This is a genomic window from Pseudarthrobacter sp. C1 (genome assembly GCF_034720455.1).
GTDB lineage: Bacteria > Actinomycetota > Actinomycetes > Actinomycetales > Micrococcaceae > Arthrobacter.
This window is the reverse complement of record NZ_JAYESK010000005.1, coordinates 46617-62215: the sequence shown is the minus strand read 5'-3', so window position 1 is coordinate 62215 and position 15599 is coordinate 46617. Positions and strand designations below refer to the sequence as shown.

Annotated in this window: 12 protein-coding genes; 4 read left to right on the top strand and 8 right to left on the bottom strand. The window is 64.5% G+C overall.

The genetic code is table 11. From position 1 onward, the window contains the following. Positions 1 to 35 precede the first annotated feature (35 nt). Positions 36 to 2210, bottom strand: coding sequence for a glycogen debranching N-terminal domain-containing protein (locus U7114_RS10075; RefSeq protein ID WP_323057258.1), 2175 nt, complete (start codon positions 2208 to 2210; stop codon positions 36 to 38). 411 nt (positions 2211 to 2621) lie between these two features. Between U7114_RS10075 and U7114_RS10070 the strand changes: the two genes are divergently transcribed. Then, entirely contained in the window at positions 2622 to 3674 is a 1053-nt protein-coding gene (locus tag U7114_RS10070) for a tartrate dehydrogenase (RefSeq protein WP_323057257.1), read from the top strand. A 4-nt stretch (positions 3675 to 3678) separates the two neighbouring features. Here the strand turns inward: U7114_RS10070 and U7114_RS10065 are convergent, their stop codons facing one another. The 5 genes from U7114_RS10065 to U7114_RS10045 all read right to left on the bottom strand — a co-directional run bounded on the left by U7114_RS10065 (position 3679) and on the right by U7114_RS10045 (position 9780). Beyond that, positions 3679 to 4890 carry an MFS transporter gene (locus tag U7114_RS10065; protein ID WP_323057255.1) on the bottom strand — a complete coding sequence of 404 codons (1212 nt, stop codon included), beginning with the start codon at positions 4888 to 4890 and terminating at the stop codon, positions 3679 to 3681. Further along, a complete protein-coding gene (locus tag U7114_RS10060) occupies positions 4887 to 6884 on the bottom strand; it encodes an aconitate hydratase (RefSeq protein WP_321216111.1) in 1998 nt (665 codons plus the stop codon). The genes U7114_RS10065 and U7114_RS10060 overlap by 4 nt, the downstream gene beginning before the upstream one ends. An 84-nt stretch (positions 6885 to 6968) precedes the next feature. Continuing rightward, positions 6969 to 8042 (bottom strand): ABC transporter substrate-binding protein, encoded by a 1074-nt coding sequence (locus U7114_RS10055; protein WP_321216112.1) that lies wholly within the window; start codon positions 8040 to 8042, stop codon positions 6969 to 6971. Between the two features lie 32 nt (positions 8043 to 8074). After that, the gene (locus tag U7114_RS10050) at positions 8075 to 8872 is read right to left on the bottom strand and encodes an ABC transporter permease (protein ID WP_197432532.1); all 798 of its coding nucleotides are present in this window, start codon (positions 8870 to 8872) and stop codon (positions 8075 to 8077) included. Positions 8873 to 8934: 62 nt separating this feature from the next. Continuing rightward, positions 8935 to 9780: an ABC transporter ATP-binding protein gene (locus U7114_RS10045; protein WP_157242437.1), complete on the bottom strand. Its 846-nt coding sequence runs from the start codon at positions 9778 to 9780 to the stop codon at positions 8935 to 8937. Positions 9781 to 9922: 142 nt separating this feature from the next. On the opposite strand from U7114_RS10045, the gene U7114_RS10040 reads away from it, so the two are divergent. The 3 genes from U7114_RS10040 to U7114_RS10030 all read left to right on the top strand — a co-directional run bounded on the left by U7114_RS10040 (position 9923) and on the right by U7114_RS10030 (position 13075). Next, positions 9923 to 10714, top strand: coding sequence for an IclR family transcriptional regulator (locus tag U7114_RS10040; protein WP_157242436.1), 792 nt, complete (start codon positions 9923 to 9925; stop codon positions 10712 to 10714). A gap of 124 nt (positions 10715 to 10838) precedes the next feature. Then, positions 10839 to 12158 carry a CaiB/BaiF CoA-transferase family protein gene (locus U7114_RS10035; protein WP_323057254.1) on the top strand — a complete coding sequence of 440 codons (1320 nt, stop codon included), beginning with the start codon at positions 10839 to 10841 and terminating at the stop codon, positions 12156 to 12158. Further along, the gene (locus U7114_RS10030) at positions 12158 to 13075 is read left to right on the top strand and encodes a hydroxymethylglutaryl-CoA lyase (protein WP_323057252.1); all 918 of its coding nucleotides are present in this window, start codon (positions 12158 to 12160) and stop codon (positions 13073 to 13075) included. Before U7114_RS10035 ends, U7114_RS10030 begins: the two co-directional genes overlap by 1 nt. A 77-nt stretch (positions 13076 to 13152) precedes the next feature. On the opposite strand, the gene U7114_RS10025 is transcribed toward U7114_RS10030, so the two are convergent. Beyond that, complete coding sequence (locus U7114_RS10025) at positions 13153 to 13566, bottom strand: thermonuclease family protein (RefSeq protein WP_323057251.1); 414 nt, start codon at positions 13564 to 13566, stop codon at positions 13153 to 13155. 612 nt (positions 13567 to 14178) lie between these two features. Continuing rightward, the gene (locus tag U7114_RS10020; RefSeq protein WP_323057250.1) at positions 14179 to 15504 is read right to left on the bottom strand and encodes a benzoate/H(+) symporter BenE family transporter; all 1326 of its coding nucleotides are present in this window, start codon (positions 15502 to 15504) and stop codon (positions 14179 to 14181) included. Positions 15505 to 15599: the final 95 nt, after the last annotated feature.

The following is a 15599-nucleotide window of genomic DNA, read 5'->3' as shown; positions in this document are numbered from 1 at the left end:
TGTAGCCGGATTGTCGATCCTCCTGGCCCTATTCGTCAGGTTCTGCGGTCTCGGCTGGCTTGTTCTACGAGCTCGGTGATCCAGGGACGGTGCCCTCGGTGGAAGGTTATTCCTTCGGGCAGGCCCTCCATGCTGGGGACTGCGTTTGTGATGTTGATGGTGACGTGGTTGCTGCCCAGCGGCGCGTTGGTGATCTGAAGGTCGCCGTAGGATTTCGGCAGTACGGGGTCCAGCCAGACTCCGCCGCGGGAGACGTGGGCGTCGTAGCGCATCAGGCTGGTTAGCAGCAGGATCGGTGAGGTCGCTGCCCATGCCTGGGGCGAGCACGCGGTGGGATAGGGGACGGGTTCGGTGAACTGGTCGCGGCTGAACCCGCAGAAAAGTTCCGGCAATCGGCCGCCGGAAAAGTCGGCAGCTTCCAGGAGCGCCGTGGAGATCCGCTGTGCCTCTTCCACGAACCCGTACCGGACCAGGCCCGCCTGGATGATCGCGTTGTCGTGCGGCCACACGGAACCGTTGTGGTAGCTGGCGGGGTTATAGGCGCCCATGTCGCTTGCGAGCGTGCGGATACCCCAGCCACTGAACATCTCCGGGGACATCAGGTGCCCGGCCACCTGCGCGGCCTTGTCCTCGTCCACTAGTCCCAACCACAGGCAATGGCCCATGTTGGAGGCACATGCGTCGACTTTTTGCTTTTTCCCGTCGAGGGCGACGGCGTAGTAGCCGCGTTCGGGTATCCAAAACTCCTCGTTGAACCGCTTCTTCAGGACGGCTGCGCGGTCAGCGTAAGTGTCTCCGACCTCATAGTCGCCAGCGTCGTATGCCATCCATGCCCGGGCCAAGTATGCAGCGAAGACATAGGCCTGGACTTCGCAGAGCGCGATAGGCGGCTCCGCCAGCCGCCCGTCGGCGAAATTTATGCCGTCCCACGAGTCTTTCCACCCTTGGTTGATCAGGCCATTGGGGTTGAGCCGCTGGTATTCGACGAAACCGTCGCCGTCTTTGTCGCCGTAGTCGCGGATCCATTCCAGTGCCCGGTCCGCATGGGGCAGCAATGCGTTGATGGTTTCCTTGGCAAATCCCCAGCGGCTGACGGCCCCCAGGACGTCAACGAACAACGGGGTGGCGTCCACGCTGCCGTAGTAGGTGGATTTTCCGCCCAGGGAGAGCCCGCTTGAGACATCGAGCCTTACTTCGTGGAGGATTTTGCCAGGTTCCTCTTCGCTGACGGGATCAACGACGGTTCCCTGGCGGTCGGCCAATGTCTGCAGCGTGCCCAGCGCCAGGGAGGGGTCCACCGGAAGTGCCATTTCAGAGGCCCAGAGCGAATCTCGGCCGAAAATGGTCATGAACCAGGGCGCTCCGGCGGCCACCACCACGCGGTCCGGATGGTCTGGGTCCTCGATTCGCAGCGCTCCCAGGTCGTCGTAGCTGCGCTGGAGGGTCCGTTCGATTGCGGGATTTCCCATCCGCAGCATCGGGATTCTGGCTACCCACTCCCGGTGGCGCCGATCGCTGGGAGACAACTCCCCGCCCGTGTGGCTGAAGGCTGGCTGGCCGGCCTTTCCCGTGGCGGGCACGGCGATGACAGTCGTGGACCATTCCGACCTTGGCTGGATTATGACCCGGCAGGTAATGGCGTCGGTGGTCACGTCAGCATCGGGAGCATTGATGACGATGTCCTTTTCGACGTCCCTCCACCGGCCGTGGATTCTCAGCACTCCAACGTCAGCGCGCCGGTGCTCCTCCCATTGCCTCTGGTTCCTGGCTTCCTTGACCTCAAACAAATCGGCAAAGTCCGACCCAACCACCAGCTGGATGACGCACTCCATGGGTATCAGGGAAAAATTCCGGACCGTGAGTTGTTCCCGGATGCCCGCACCCACTTCGCGCAGCCGTTCGACAATAAGGGGACTGTCCGCATAACCATCAGAACGCGGGACGCGTCCTGCAAAAAGGGCACGGTAGGGCTCCTTTACCTCGGCCGCGAGCGGCTCCAGCGGCTGCCCATTAACCGTCAGGGCCCACGTGGACACATATCGGGTGTCCTGGACGAAAAGGCCGTGGGGATGCTCCGGATGGATGTCTCCATTCGGCATGGAGATACAGAAGGACGAGCCCTCCACCAATGTGACTGTTCCAGCCCCTAAGGGCCCGGCCGCCGTGTCGGCGTTCCACCTGCCATGCCTGCCTCCTTGGGAGAACCCCATGCTGCCGGACTGGCCAACAGGCCTTGCCCACCGGCCCGGCTGCCCTTGTGATCGACGCTACGCCTGCTGCCCTTTGGCCGCCAGAGCCCCAAACGGGAATTCAGGCGTGAGCCGTCAATGCGAGAACCGGTCCACCTGCGCCAAAGGGCGATGCCCGAGGCGGGCGGAAACGGAAAGGGCAGCTGCCATGACTCGTTTGGAGTGTTCAGCAATCCGGTCTTGTCCCGTGCGTGAGACGGCGTCGGGGCGCGCTCCGGTGGCAAGCGCCATCCTCGTGCTACCGGGCGGAGGACACAAGCGGAGGTTTGTGGCATTGCCGGCCCCTTAATTTGAACCGGGCCGTGATTCGTTGGGGCGGAGCGCCTGGCCCTCCGCATATGCTCTTTAAACACCACGAACGATTGGATGCGCATGAGCCGCCGTTATGTCATCGATGCGATTCCCGGCGACGGCATTGGCGTGGATGTCACCGACGTCGCGATGCAGTGCGTCGACGCCGTCGCCGGAATGTACGGCTTCGACGTCCAGTGGCGGGTCCGGGACTGGAACAGCCACTTTTACCGCAAGGCGGGCCGCATGATGCCTGTTGACGGAATAGAGCAGCTGAGCAGCGGTGATGGCATCTACCTGGGAGCCGTGGGGACACCGGACGTGCCCGACGATGTCACCCTCTGGGGGCTCCTCATCCCTATCCGCCGGGAGTTCGACCAGTACATCAACCTCCGGCCCATGCGGTTGCTGCCCGGCATCGTCGGTGCCATGCCCGGCATCGAGGACCTGGACATCGTGGTGGTACGGGAGAACGTTGAAGGCGAGTATTCCCAGATCGGAGGAAGGTTCGGCGCCGGAACCGAAGGCGAGTTCGCGGTACAGGAGAGCGTCTTCACCAGGCGCGGTATCGCCCGGGCGGCGCGCTATGCCGCTAACGTCGCCACCGAACGCGGCGGCCGGCTCGTCTCCGCAACAAAGTCCAACGGCATCATCCACACCATGCCGTTCTGGGATGAGGTGGTGGCGGAGACAATCACGGCGTTCCCCGGCGTCGTCGTCGAAAAGGTGCTCATTGATGCGCTGGCGGCACGGCTGGTGATGAAGCCGACGAGTATCCGGACCATCGTTGCGTCGAACCTGTTCGGGGACATTCTTTCGGACCTGGTAGCTGGTATTGCCGGGTCCATCGGCATTGCACCCAGCGCCAACCTCAACCCGGAGCGGCGGCACCCGTCGATGTTCGAGCCCGTGCACGGCTCTGCTCCGGATATTGCGGGCAAGGGTATCGCCAACCCGGTGGGCGCTCTGTGGGCCGCTGCAATGATGCTCGACCATCTCGGTGAGGCGGAGGCCGCCCGGTCCCTGACCTCTGCCTTTGAGGGAACGCTGGCGGACGGCATTGCGACGCCGGACCTGAAGGGCACCGCCACCACCGTGGATTTCGCCGCCGCAGTGCTGTCGCGCCTGTCCTAACCAACTAGCTGGTGCGCAATCGCTTCTCCAAACGGAACGCGACCAGCGAGGCAGCCGCCCCGGCACCTGCGACCAGCGCTGCAAGCGTCCATCCAACGGCGGGACTGAACTGGGAGAAAACGATCCCGAACAGCAACGGCCCCAGCGTTCCGCCGATGTAGGTACCGCTCTGAGTGATCCCGGTGGCCTGGATGGTGAACGGATGCGCCGTGCGTGAGACCACGTAATGGGCCAGGCCGTTCCAGCCCCAGCCCAGACCGAACGCGACGACGGCTCCGGCTGCATAGGCGATCGGGAAACCGGACGCCATGCCGAGCAGCCCCAGGCTCCCGGCCCCCATCATCAGGGCCACCGTGGCCATCGAGCCGCCGATCCCCCGGTCCGCGGCAATACCCACCAGCGGGCGGGCCAGAATCCCGGCCACACTGGCGGCGCCCAGCAATAGGCCCGCACCGGCGGCATCGAATCCCGCCTGCACAGCCATGGTCACAGTGAAAGCACCCACTACATTGGCCTGCCCGGCTCCCAGGGCACTGGCCACGGCGGTGGCAAAAAGGAATGGTTTCAGCCTCCGGGGGAGCGGTTCCCTGGCGGCTTTACCGGAGCGCCCTTGGAACGGGGCAGTGCGTGGGAGGGTGCGGAGCAGCGCCGGGATCAGGGCCGCCGCCAGCAGTGCTGCCAGCGCAAAGGTCCAGTTCCACCCCACGGTAAGAGCGAATAGCGGGACGGACAGGCCGGCGGTGAGCGTCGCCGTCGGAATGGCGGCCTGCTTGAGGCCAAACGAGAAGGCGCGGTTGCGTACCGCCACCTGGTCCACGATCAGGCCGTTGGACAGCGGGTGGATCAGGGCGTTTGCGGTACCGGCGAAACTGAGCCAGACGATCAGCCACGCCCAGTGCGGAGTGACGAAGGCGATGCCGGCCAGTGCAACAAAGCCCAGCCCGACGGCGAGCGGGACTCCGCGGCGGAGCCCCAGTCCGCTCGCCACATACCCGGCCGGGGCGGACAGCAGTGCTGAGACAGCCCAGAAGGTGGAGACCGCGACTCCGAGTGCTGACGCCGTCATGCCCAGGTCCTGCTCAAGCTGGACAGCCAGCCCGCCGACGAGGAAGACCGGCAGCACCGCCACCACCGTTGTCAGCGCCGCGATGGCCGTGGCGCGCTGTCCCGGTCGACGCGCCGGTGTTCGAACGGGGCCGACGGCGGCTGGCCTCACCGTGGAGATCGGCTCTGCGAAACGACTGCCGCGTTGTCCTGTACGACGGCGTCGCCGGCCAGCATGGAGCGCCCGCCGGTCCGCACCTGGGCCAGCAGGCCGCCGGCAGTGAGGACGGCACGTTCGGCCGGAGAGAAGTCGAGACCGAGCGTCAACTCGGTGCCTCCGTCCACTCGGGCAGTGACGGAGCGGCGACCATCGGCCAGGGCGTCAGCAAGCCCTTCGATGACCCACCGCTGCCCGGTTGAGCTTTGCGCGTCGGAGGGCAAGATCAGCGGCACGATGCCGGCGGCGATGAGGTTGCGGCGATGGATCCGCGCGTAGCTGCGGGCAGCGACCACCCGGACCCCCAAGTACAACGGGATCAGGGCGGCATGCTCCCGCGACGAACCCTGCCCGTAGTTTTCCCCGCCCGCAATGATTCCGCCGCCCCATTCGAGGGCGCGATCGTGAAAACCGGGGTCCAGGCGGCGGAACATGAAGCGCGCACAGACGGCGATGTTGGACCATACAGACATGGCGATGGCGCCGTCGGGAGCCATGTCACCAGTGGAGATGTCATCACCGACGGCGATCAGCACCCGGGCGTCCAGGTCAGCCGGCAGCGGTGTGGGCTGTGGCGGCGGGACGAGGTTGCTGCCCCGCTCGATCTCGATGTTGCGACGTGCCTCAAGGGGCAGGACACCGGCAATATGCAGGTCATGGACTTCCGGATGCGGAGGAGTGGCAGGGCGGAGCTCGCCGCGGCTGACGGTGGAGGCATCGACGATGGCGCCTTCCAGCGCGCTGGCAGCAGCGGTCGACGGCGAACACAGGTACACGGAGTCCTCGGCTGTACCGCTGCGGCCCGGGAAGTTGCGGTTGAACGTGCGCAACGACGGCGCACCCTCCGTAGGTGCCTGCCCGATGCCCACGCAGGGGCCGCATACCGGCTCGAGCATCCGCGCCCCGGCCCCCATAAGATCCTCATAGACGCCGGAGGCGATGATCGTCTGCAGGATCTGGCGTGATCCCGGCGTCACCGTGAGCTGGACGGACGGATGGACGGTATGTCCCTTGAGGATGGCAGCCACAGTGGCCAGGTCCTCGTACGAACTGTTCACAGAGGAACCCACGCAGACCTGGACCACCTCAGTGCGCGGCAGTTCGGACACGGGACGGACGTTGCCTGGTGAGTGCGGCAGCGCCACGAGCGGAACGAGGCTTGATAGATCAATCTGCTCGTCGTCGTCGTAGCCTGCGCCGGCGTCGGCCGCCAGGGGGACGAACTGATCCTCTCGGCGCTGGGCCCGGAGCCACGCGCGGGTCTGGTCATCGGAGGGAAAGATGGCTGTGGCGGCACCTGTCTCGATGATCATGTTGCAGATGGTCGCGCGCGCCGAGACTGACAGGGAAGCCACACCCTCCCCGTAGAACTCGAACACCTTCCCGCGGCCGCCCCGCACGCCATGGCGGCGCAGCAGCTCCAGCACCACGTCCTTCCCTTCGGCATTGGGTCCGAGCGTGCCCGTCAGTTCCACCCCCACGACGGCGGGGCACACAAAGTCGAACCCGTAGCCCGCCATCGCCACGGCGACCTCCAGCCCGCCGGCGCCGAGGGCGAACATGCCGAGGGCACCCGCCGTTGAGGTGTGGGAGTCCGCGCCCACCAGGACCTGGCCCGGCCTGGAGAATTTCTCAAGGTGGATGTAGTGGGAGATGCCGTGCCCGGCGGGGGAGTAGCGCAGCCCGTAGCGGGCGGAGAAGGTGCGGAGGTAGTGGTGGTCCTGCATGTTCTTTTCATCGATCTGCAGGACGTTGTGATCGACGTACATGACCGCCAGCGGCACGGCGACGGAGTCCATGCCGAGCATTTCGAACTGCATGGCGGTCATGGTTCCGGTTGCGTCCTCGATGAGGATCTGGTCAACGGCGATGGTGATGTCGGCGCCGTGAGTCAGGCCGCCGGACGCGAGATGGCTGGCCAGGATTTTGTGGGTCAGTGTCTCGGGCATTCAGGGCTCTCCTCAAGCAGGAAGGCGGTGATGGCGGCAGAGGCACGCCATCTCTTGCGGATGGCGTGCCTCTGCCGGTTGGTGCTACTTCAGGAATTCGTTCGTGTAGGTGTCCGCCAGCTTGATGTCCTTATCCCCGACCTCCGGGTTGGCCACCCGCTGTGTCTTCAGGACCGCCTGAACGCCGTCCTCGGTAAAGGATCCGTCCTTGCTGAGCGTCTTCTTCAGGTCCTCAATGACCTTGGCGTAGAGCTGCTTGTCTCCGCCGGCGAACTTCTCAGGCATTTTCGCGGCAATCTCCTCGCCGGAGTGGCCGTCGATGAATTCGAGGGTGCGCTTGATCGCCTTGGCGAGTTTGCCTGCGGTTTCCTTGTTCTTGTCCAGCCATTCAGTCTTGGCGTAGAGGGAGGAGGACGGCCAGGAGTCGGTGTCGAATACTTCCTTCAGACCCTCCACGGTCCGGACGTCTTCCAGCAGCACCGGATCGTGGCCTATCCGCTTTGCGAGTACGGAGATGTCAGGTTCGAGCATCACTGCGGCGTCCACCTGGTTCTGCTCCACGGCGGCAACGGCAGAGGACCCGGCGCCGATCGCTGAAACTGCGGCATCTGCCTGCTGCATGCCATTCTTGGCCAGCAGGAACTTTACGAACATGTCGGTGGAGGACCCCGGTGAGGTCACTCCGACGTTCTTGCCCTTGAGGTCCGCAATGGACTTGATCTGGCCCTCATTCTTGGGCGCCACGATGAGGGCAAGCCCCGACGACTCGCCCATGTCGACGAACGCCTTGATGGGCTGGTTCTTGGCCTGCATCTGGATGGTGTGCTCGTAGTATCCGCTGGTGACATTTGTGCTGCCGCCCACCATCGCAGTGAGCGCTTTCGAGCCGCCCTGCAGGTCCTGGAGTTCGACGTTCAGGCCCTCTTCCTTGTAGTAGCCCAGTTCCTGGGCCAGCGTGGTGGGAAGGTAGGTCAGGAGAGTCTGGCCGCCGACGCCGATGATCACCTTGGTGCCTTCCCCGCCGCCGGCAGCACCGGTCCCGCCCTGGCCGGGAGGTGCAGCCGAAGGGGCGCCGCAGGCGGAGAGAGCCAGGGCAACGGAGGCAAGCAGGGTCAGGGGGCGGAAGAGCCTACGGCGCCGGGTTTCTTTCTGGGTCATGAGAGTTCCCTTTCAGGCGGTGATGGTAATAGTTACGAGGACCGGGCCGGGCGCCACCTGAGGAGGTGCCGTTCGAGGCGGTTGACGAGGAGGTCGATGATCAGGACCACAAACATCAGGATGAACATGCCGGCGAAGACTCCCTTGGTATCGAAGACACCCTGGGCCTGAGCTATGGCGTAGCCCACACCGGCGGAAGCTCCGAGGTATTCACCCACCACTGCGCCGGTGATGGCAAAACCTACGCTGATATGCAGGCTGGAGAAGATCCAGGTCAGGGCGCTGGGGATGAAGACGTGGCGGAGGAGCTGCTTCTCCGACGCCCCCAGCATGCGTGCGTTGTCCACGAGGACCCGGTCCACGCTCTTGACGCCCTCGAGGGTGTTGAAGAAGACGATGAAGAACACCAAGGTGAAACCGAAGGCGACCTTTGACCAGATCCCCAGGCCGAACCACAGCAGGAAGATCGGGGCCAGCACCACGCGGGGAAGGGCATTGAACATCTGCAGGAACGGGTCCAGGAGCCGCTCCAGGAAACGGACCCTCGCCAGGAGGAAGCCCAGGACCAGGCCGGCCGCCGCGCCCGTCAGGAAGGCGAGGATCGATTCCTGCAGGGTGATCCACAGGTGCGGGAAGACGAAGCCGCTGGAGATCCAGACCCATACCGTCATCAGGATGTCGGAGGGGAGGGGGAAGAAGAATGGGTCGATAACGCCAACGCGTCCCAACAATTCCCACGCGCCGAGGACAATGACGGCGAGGGCCAGTTGTCCCATCCGGATGGAGAAGTTGGACGCTTCACCCCGTTTGCGCCGGGGGCGCTCAACCATCGCCGGACCCCGCTCCTTCCGGAGGGGAAAGCGCTGTGTCTTCTTGGAAACTGGTGCCACCGTCATGCTGCGTCGCTCTCTTCCTCTTCCCGCGCTGATTCGTAGGTCTTGGATACCTCAACCTTGAGGCGCCCCCAGATTTCTCTATGGAGCTCGACGAACTTGGGATCGTCCCGGATGTCCAGGAGGTCACGGGGGCGGGGGATGTCGATCTCGTAGCTGCCGACGACGGTGCTTCCCGGCCCGGCCCCGAGGATGACCACCTCGTCGGACAGGGCAATTGCCTCGTCCAGGTCGTGGGTGATGAACACGACGGCCTTGTCCGATTCCTGCCAGAGCTGGAGGAGTTCGTTCTCCATGATCTGACGGGTCTGTACGTCGAGTGCGGAGAAAGGCTCGTCCATCAGCAGGATGTCGGGGTTGACGATCCAGGCCTGGGCGACTGCAGTGCGCTTGCGCATGCCGCCGGAGAGCTGGTGGGGGTACCGGTCAGCGAAGTTCTTCAATCCCACCTTCTCGAGCCAGCGGCGTGACTCGTCGTAGGCCTCGGCCTTGGAGACCCCGGCCATGGTGAGCCCGAGACTGACGTTGTCGATGACCGACTTCCAAGGCAGCAGGGCGTCCTGCTGGAACATGTAGGAGGCGCGGCGGTTCACCCCATGTACGGGCTCACCGAAGCTGTGGACAGTGCCCGAGGAAGGATTCAGGAGTCCCGCTGCCATGTTGAGGATCGTGGACTTACCCGATCCCGTCGGCCCAACGATGGAGACAAACCGTCCGGGCTCCACCTTGAGGTCGATGTCCCGGACAGCGAAGTACGATCCACCGCCGGGAGTTGCAAACTCCTTGGTGCATCCGTTGAGCTCAACCGCAAAATTCGATGATTCAGGCTGTGAGGGCTGCGTCATTGCTATTCTCCCGCTAACCACATTGTGAGTTGTTGGCCATATAGTGGGCACTACGCTAACAGTAACGTCTGTCACACTACAAGGGGGCTTCAAATAGGCGCCACCCCGCCCTGACCGAGAAGAAGGAACCTGGAATCGAGCCATGAGCGCAACCGAAAACGCCGCCGCCCCGTTGCTGGTGCTGAAGAAGATCACGGCCATCCTTGATGCCTTCTCCCTGGTGCGGCCAGAATTGAGCCTCGCCGAAATACGCGCGGAGACCGGGTTGCCGCACTCCACGGTGCAGCGCCTGGTCGCGAATATGGTGCATGAGGGAATGCTCGATCGGCGTGATGACCAATTCCGGGTCGGGTTGCGTATGACCCACTGGGCGGCGCCTGCCCGGCAGGGCCTGGACTTCCTGGAATTGCTGACACCGGTAATACGGCGATTGCGGGATGAGCTGGGCGAGACGGTCTGCATCTTCAGGGAATCGCAGGGAAGCAGGGTTTGCGTCGCGTTGGCCGAGACCCGACGGGTTCTTCGAAGGGCGGTCGAGGTCGGCGATATCATGCCGCTCCACGCCGGTTCGGCGGGCCGCGTATTGCTCGCCTGGAACCCCGACCTGGCGGAGAGGGTCTACGGGTCAGGGCTCCGGTCCATCACCGACCAGACCATCACGGACGCAGCAAGCCTTGATGCCGCCGTCTCGAAGACTCGTGCGGACGGTTTTGCCATCACTACCGGGGAGCGGGTTTCCGGGGCCAGCGGCTTGTCTGTTCCGATCTTCGGCCCGCAGGCTGAGCTCTACGGTGCACTCACCGTCATGGGGCCCACCATGAGGATGCCTTACGACGTGTGTGCTTCCTGGATAGAGCCGGTCATCGCCGCGGCAGCTGAAGGTACCCGGCTGATCGGCGGAAGTCTTCCCTCCGAGGTGGAGCCCATATCGTGATTTTATATTCACAATATGAGGCCAGGAGTGCATACTGGTTCCTGTACGACGGGGAGCTCATGAACCTCCGTCCGTGTGTACGGCGCCCACTGGGTCCGCATCAGGAATCAGGAGTTGAGATTTGATGAAGGTTGTCGAAACCGGCACAGCGAAGCTTGGCAAGGACGCAAAGGACGGGGCCGGCCACGGGATCGCTGAAGAAACGCCACCAGCCGTCGCAGGCAGGGCCAAAATCGCGGGCGATGATGCGGGTCCTCTGTCCGGCGTGCGCGTCCTCGAACTGGGATCTCTGATCGCCGGCCCTTTCGCGGGACGGCAGATGGCAGACTTCGGTGCCGAAGTCATCAAGGTCGAATCCCCAAACAGGCCGGATCCCATGCGCGAATGGGGCCGCGCGCGCGTTAATGACCACACCCTGTGGTGGTCGGTGCAGTCCCGCGGCAAAAAGTGCGTCACTATGGACCTGAAAGCCCCCCGCGGCCGGGAGCTCTTTCTTGAGCTCTGCAAGGACGCCGACGTCATCCTCGAGAACTTCCGCCCGGGCACTATGGAAAAGCTTGGCCTCGGCCCTGAAGAGCTGTGGAAGATCAATCCCGGCCTCATCATCGCCCGGGTCTCGGGATATGGACAGACTGGTCCGGAAGCGTCAAAGCCGGGTTATGCCTCCGTCGCCGAAGCGCGGAGCGGATTGCGGCACCTGAACGGCTATCCCGACCAGCCGCCACCCCGCACAGGTATTTCACTGGGGGACAGCCTCGGCTCGCTGTATGCCCTGCAGGGGATCCTGCTGGCGTTGTACTGGCGGGATGCCCGCGGGGGGACCGGCCAGGTGGTCGATGTGTCGCTCGTTGAGGCGTGCTTTTCACTACTGGAGAGCGCGGTGCCGGACTACGCCGCCACCGGTATTGTTCCCGGACCCAGCGGCTCGGGACTGAAGGGGATCGCGCCGTCGAACATCTTCCGCTCCAGCGACGGCAAGTGGGTTGTCATAGCGGCCAACCAGGATTCGGTCTTCGTGCGCCTGGCCACAGCGATGGGCATGCCCGGGCTCGCGGAGGACCCGAAATACCGTGATCATGCGCAGAGGGGCCGCAACCAGGAGGAGCTTGAAAGCATCATCGCCGATTGGGCGGTGCACTACTCCGCCGGCGAGCTGGTCAGCCTGCTCGATAAACATGCTGTTCCGAACAGCACCGTGAGTACCGTTGAAGATATCTTCGAGGATCCGCAGCTCAAAGCCAGGGACATGCTCGTGGAAGTGGCTGACGACGAGCTGGGCGCCGTGGTCCAGCCGGGAATCGTTCCCAAGCTCACGCGCTCCGCCGGCCGGATTAGCTGGAACGGGCCTTTGGTGCATGGATCCCACAATGCCGATGTGTACCAGGGCCTCCTGAACCTCACCGAAGAAGAGTTTCAGAATGCACGTAGCGAAGGAGCAATCTGATGGCGTTTGCCCACGGAACCAGGCCGGTCTCGATCGTGGACGTCAGCCCCCGCGACGGGCTGCAGAACGAGAAGACCCCCGTGAGCACGGAAGATAAGGTCCGGCTCATCGAAGAGCTGATCCGGATGGGTGCGCGGCGGATCGAAGCCGTCAGCTTTGTGAATCCCAAAGCCGTACCCCAGATGGCAGATGCCGACGCCGTGATGGCGTCGGTCCCGCGCACCGACGCCGTGAGTTATATCGGCCTGGTGCTGAACACCAGGGGTGCCCTCCGGGCTGTCGATGCCGGGGTGGACGAGATGAACTATGTACTGCCGGTGACCGACGCATTCGCCGCAGCCAACCAGAACACCACAGTTGCTGCAGCGCTTAGGGCTCTGGAGGAAGTGTCGGACATCGCTGCCGCCGCATCCATTCCACTCAGCGTCACCGCAGCTGTCGCTTTTGGCTGCCCCTACCAGGGAGACGTCCCGATCGAGCAGACCCTCGAAGTCGTCCGCAGTGCAATTGGCCGCGCGAACCTGGCGGAAGTGGCGTTGGCCGACACGATTGGTTGCGCCGTCCCGTGGCAGGTGGGCGAGACTTTCGCCACGCTGCGCGAGGAAACCGACCTGCAGTTGAGGGCCCACCTTCACGAGACCCGCCACACGGCGCTGGCCAATACTTATGCGGCGATGGCATCGGGTGTCGATGTGTTCGACAGTAGCGTCGGTGGTCTCGGAGGATGCCCCTTCGCTCCCGGCGCGGCCGGAAATATCTCCACGGAGGATCTCGCGTGGATGCTCGGGCGTGCAGGCTTCCCGACAGGCATCGACGTGCACAAAGCAACGGAACTGGGCCGCTGGATTTGCGGCCTGGTCGGAACCAATCCGCGTTCCGGACTGGCAGGGGCAGGGGTGTTCCCCGCGGCAGCGTAGGGCGCAGTAGTTTGGCTGCACCTCGCGCCCCGGTCAGCGTGCAGTAGCGTCAGCGCCGATCGGGGAACCCGCCTCGTTCAGTTTGTGTTGCCTGCACACGTGGCCGGGCTCCACAGGCCCCGTTCTGCAGTACGGGCGGCCTGTTCGGCCTCACGGAACCTGTCCTGGTATTTGTAGGGGGTCTCATAGGTGTATTCGTGGGCGAACCCTTCGGCCACCATTTTTTCGTTGACGAGTACGCCTTCAGATTGCCAGACGTAAGCCAGCGTCCGGCCGTAACGGTCGCGGCGACTCTGGCTGGGATCGTATTCCAGCCAGACCTGGGTTTCGTCCATGAGTTCGGTGGCTCGCCGGGATGCTTCGAGTCCGAAGCACTGGACCGTCTTCCTTGGATCGCTGACTTCCGGGGTGTCAATGCCGATGAGGCGGACGCGGGTCGATTTTCCATCGATGGTGACTCGGATCGTGTCCCCGTCAGTGACAGAGGTCACGGGAAAGGGTCCTTCCGCCCGTGTTGGCAGGGTCCGGTCAGGCGCCGCCGTGGTTGGATTCGGGCCGTTTCCCGGTAGGGAGCACCCGGCCAGCGAAACGGCGAAGAGGGCAGCTGTCGCCGTCGTGCGCCAGGCGGCCCGTATTCGGGTGGCCATCGGATGGCACTTTCAGTCGCAACAGTCGGGCCAGATTTGGTCCGCCTCTTGAAGGCCGTTGCCGGAGGTCCATGTCGGCGGAACAGCGGATGGAGCCCGCCGCCCCGTAACGGGGTAACTGATGCGGGTCGACGCATTGGCTTCGCCAGTGCGCGAGGGGCTGCCGAGGGCATTCAACGGTGCGATTCGTTTCACGTCAGGCTCCCGCGGTGAACCGTGCCGCTACCGCCGACGACGGAGGCGACGTCCGGTGTGGGTGCTTGATTCATGGCTACTCCTGTTCCGCCCATCCGGCTGGGTGCCTGCTGGATCAGTGGCTCGGTTCGGCTGGTGCTGCTGCTGGGTTAACCATGCCGCGGCTGGATCAAGACTTCCCATGGTTTTGCCCAGCTCAGGTGAAATTCTTGGGCAGGGACACCCTAGGGGCGCCTTCGCCGGGTACTCGCCGGTCCGCTTTTATGATCCTGCATGGTCCGGACGCTCCAGCAGCCGTGAGGCGGAGTATCCGATGACCAGGCCCCAGAAGGCTGCGTGGATGTTGAACAGATCCAGGCCGGAGATGGTCACCACGAAGGTCACCAGCGCTCCCAGGGTGAAGGTGGTGGAGAAGGCGGTCACGAACGCCTGCTGGAGTGCCCGCAGCATCGCGATTCCGCCCAGGACCAGGACGAATTCCTTGGGCGTGGCCAGCATCAGCCGGGTCAGGGTGGGAGCCAGCGCCGCGCAGGCCAGTGCGAGGCAACCGTAGGTCACCGCTGCTGTGTACTGCCGTCCCTTAACTCCCGACGACGTCAACAGGGCGTTCGTAGGGCCCGTCACGCATGCTGATACCGCGCCTAAGCCGGCGTTCAGCAAGGAAAACGCGCCGGACACGATGGCGAAAGCGTTCACGGGCGGCCGGTGTCCTGCGGCCCGAAGCACGGCGATGCCCTGGCCGTTCTGGACGAACAACACCGTCAAGGCCAGGGGAACCACCAGTTCCAGCTGCGACGCCCACGTGAACACCGGAGGGGTGAAGGCCGGGACAGCCAGGAGCGGTCCCGGCTCCCCGGGAACATACTGCCCGCTGACCGCCACCGCCAGGCAACCGGCCACCAACGTCCCCAGGACCGGGGGAAGGAATTTCCCCAGGGCCGGCACGGCGGTCAGGAGCAGGAAGGCGCCCACCATCGGGGCGGCGACGGCCGGATTGGCCTGGCTTGCGGAGATGATGTCCGTGCCGAAGCGGAGGAACACGGCGGCGACCATGGCCATGACGATCGGCATGGGGATCATCGCCATGATCCGACGGACCACTCCGGTGGCGCCCAGGGCCAGGACGAGCAGGCCGGCTGTGAAGAACGTGCCCACCACCTCCGCGAAAGAAAGATGGTGCAGCGACGGCCCGAGCAGAACCGTGCCTGGAATCGACCAGGCGAACCCCAGCGGCTGCCGGTACAGCAGCGACATGATCAGTGTCGCGGCTCCGCCGGAGAACAGGATGCCGAAAACCCACGAGGCGAGCTGTTCCTGGCTCAGCCCGCCTGCTGCCCCGACGGCGAGGGTGACGGCGATGGGCCCGGAGGCGGTGAAGACCAGGCCGATGGCACCGTTGGACAGGTAGGTCGGCGCCACGTCCCGAAGGAAACGGTGTGGTCCGGCGGGGCGGCGTCCGGGCCGTTCCAGCAGCGGTTGCCGCGCGGGCGGCATCTCCGCGGCCGACAGTCCGGGAGCCGGCCCTCCAGTGACGGGTTCTGCTGCGGCTTCCGGCTGGGCCGCCGGGTCCTGGCGGAAGGTGGGCATCCTGGCTCCTGGCTGCGTGGTTGGAACAGGCAGGCGCCCCGAAGATGCAGCTCCGGGGCGCCATGTGGCCGGGTCCTGGCGCCCGGCTTCAGACA

Excerpts from the sequence above, each read along its gene's own strand:
- U7114_RS10075 (WP_323057258.1), bottom strand. The coding sequence starts at position 2,210 with ATGGGGTTCTCCCAAGGAGGCAGGCATGGCAGGTGGAACGCCGACACG.
- U7114_RS10070 (WP_323057257.1), top strand. The coding sequence starts at position 2,622 with ATGAGCCGCCGTTATGTCATCGATGCGATTCCCGGCGACGGCATTGGC.
- U7114_RS10060 (WP_321216111.1), bottom strand. The coding sequence starts at position 6,884 with ATGCCCGAGACACTGACCCACAAAATCCTGGCCAGCCATCTCGCGTCC.
- U7114_RS10055 (WP_321216112.1), bottom strand. The coding sequence starts at position 8,042 with ATGACCCAGAAAGAAACCCGGCGCCGTAGGCTCTTCCGCCCCCTGACC.
- U7114_RS10050 (WP_197432532.1), bottom strand. The coding sequence starts at position 8,872 with ATGGTTGAGCGCCCCCGGCGCAAACGGGGTGAAGCGTCCAACTTCTCC.
- U7114_RS10045 (WP_157242437.1), bottom strand. The coding sequence starts at position 9,780 with ATGACGCAGCCCTCACAGCCTGAATCATCGAATTTTGCGGTTGAGCTC.
- U7114_RS10040 (WP_157242436.1), top strand. The coding sequence starts at position 9,923 with ATGAGCGCAACCGAAAACGCCGCCGCCCCGTTGCTGGTGCTGAAGAAG.
- U7114_RS10035 (WP_323057254.1), top strand. The coding sequence starts at position 10,839 with ATGAAGGTTGTCGAAACCGGCACAGCGAAGCTTGGCAAGGACGCAAAG.
- U7114_RS10030 (WP_323057252.1), top strand. The coding sequence starts at position 12,158 with ATGGCGTTTGCCCACGGAACCAGGCCGGTCTCGATCGTGGACGTCAGC.
- U7114_RS10020 (WP_323057250.1), bottom strand. The coding sequence starts at position 15,504 with ATGCCCACCTTCCGCCAGGACCCGGCGGCCCAGCCGGAAGCCGCAGCA.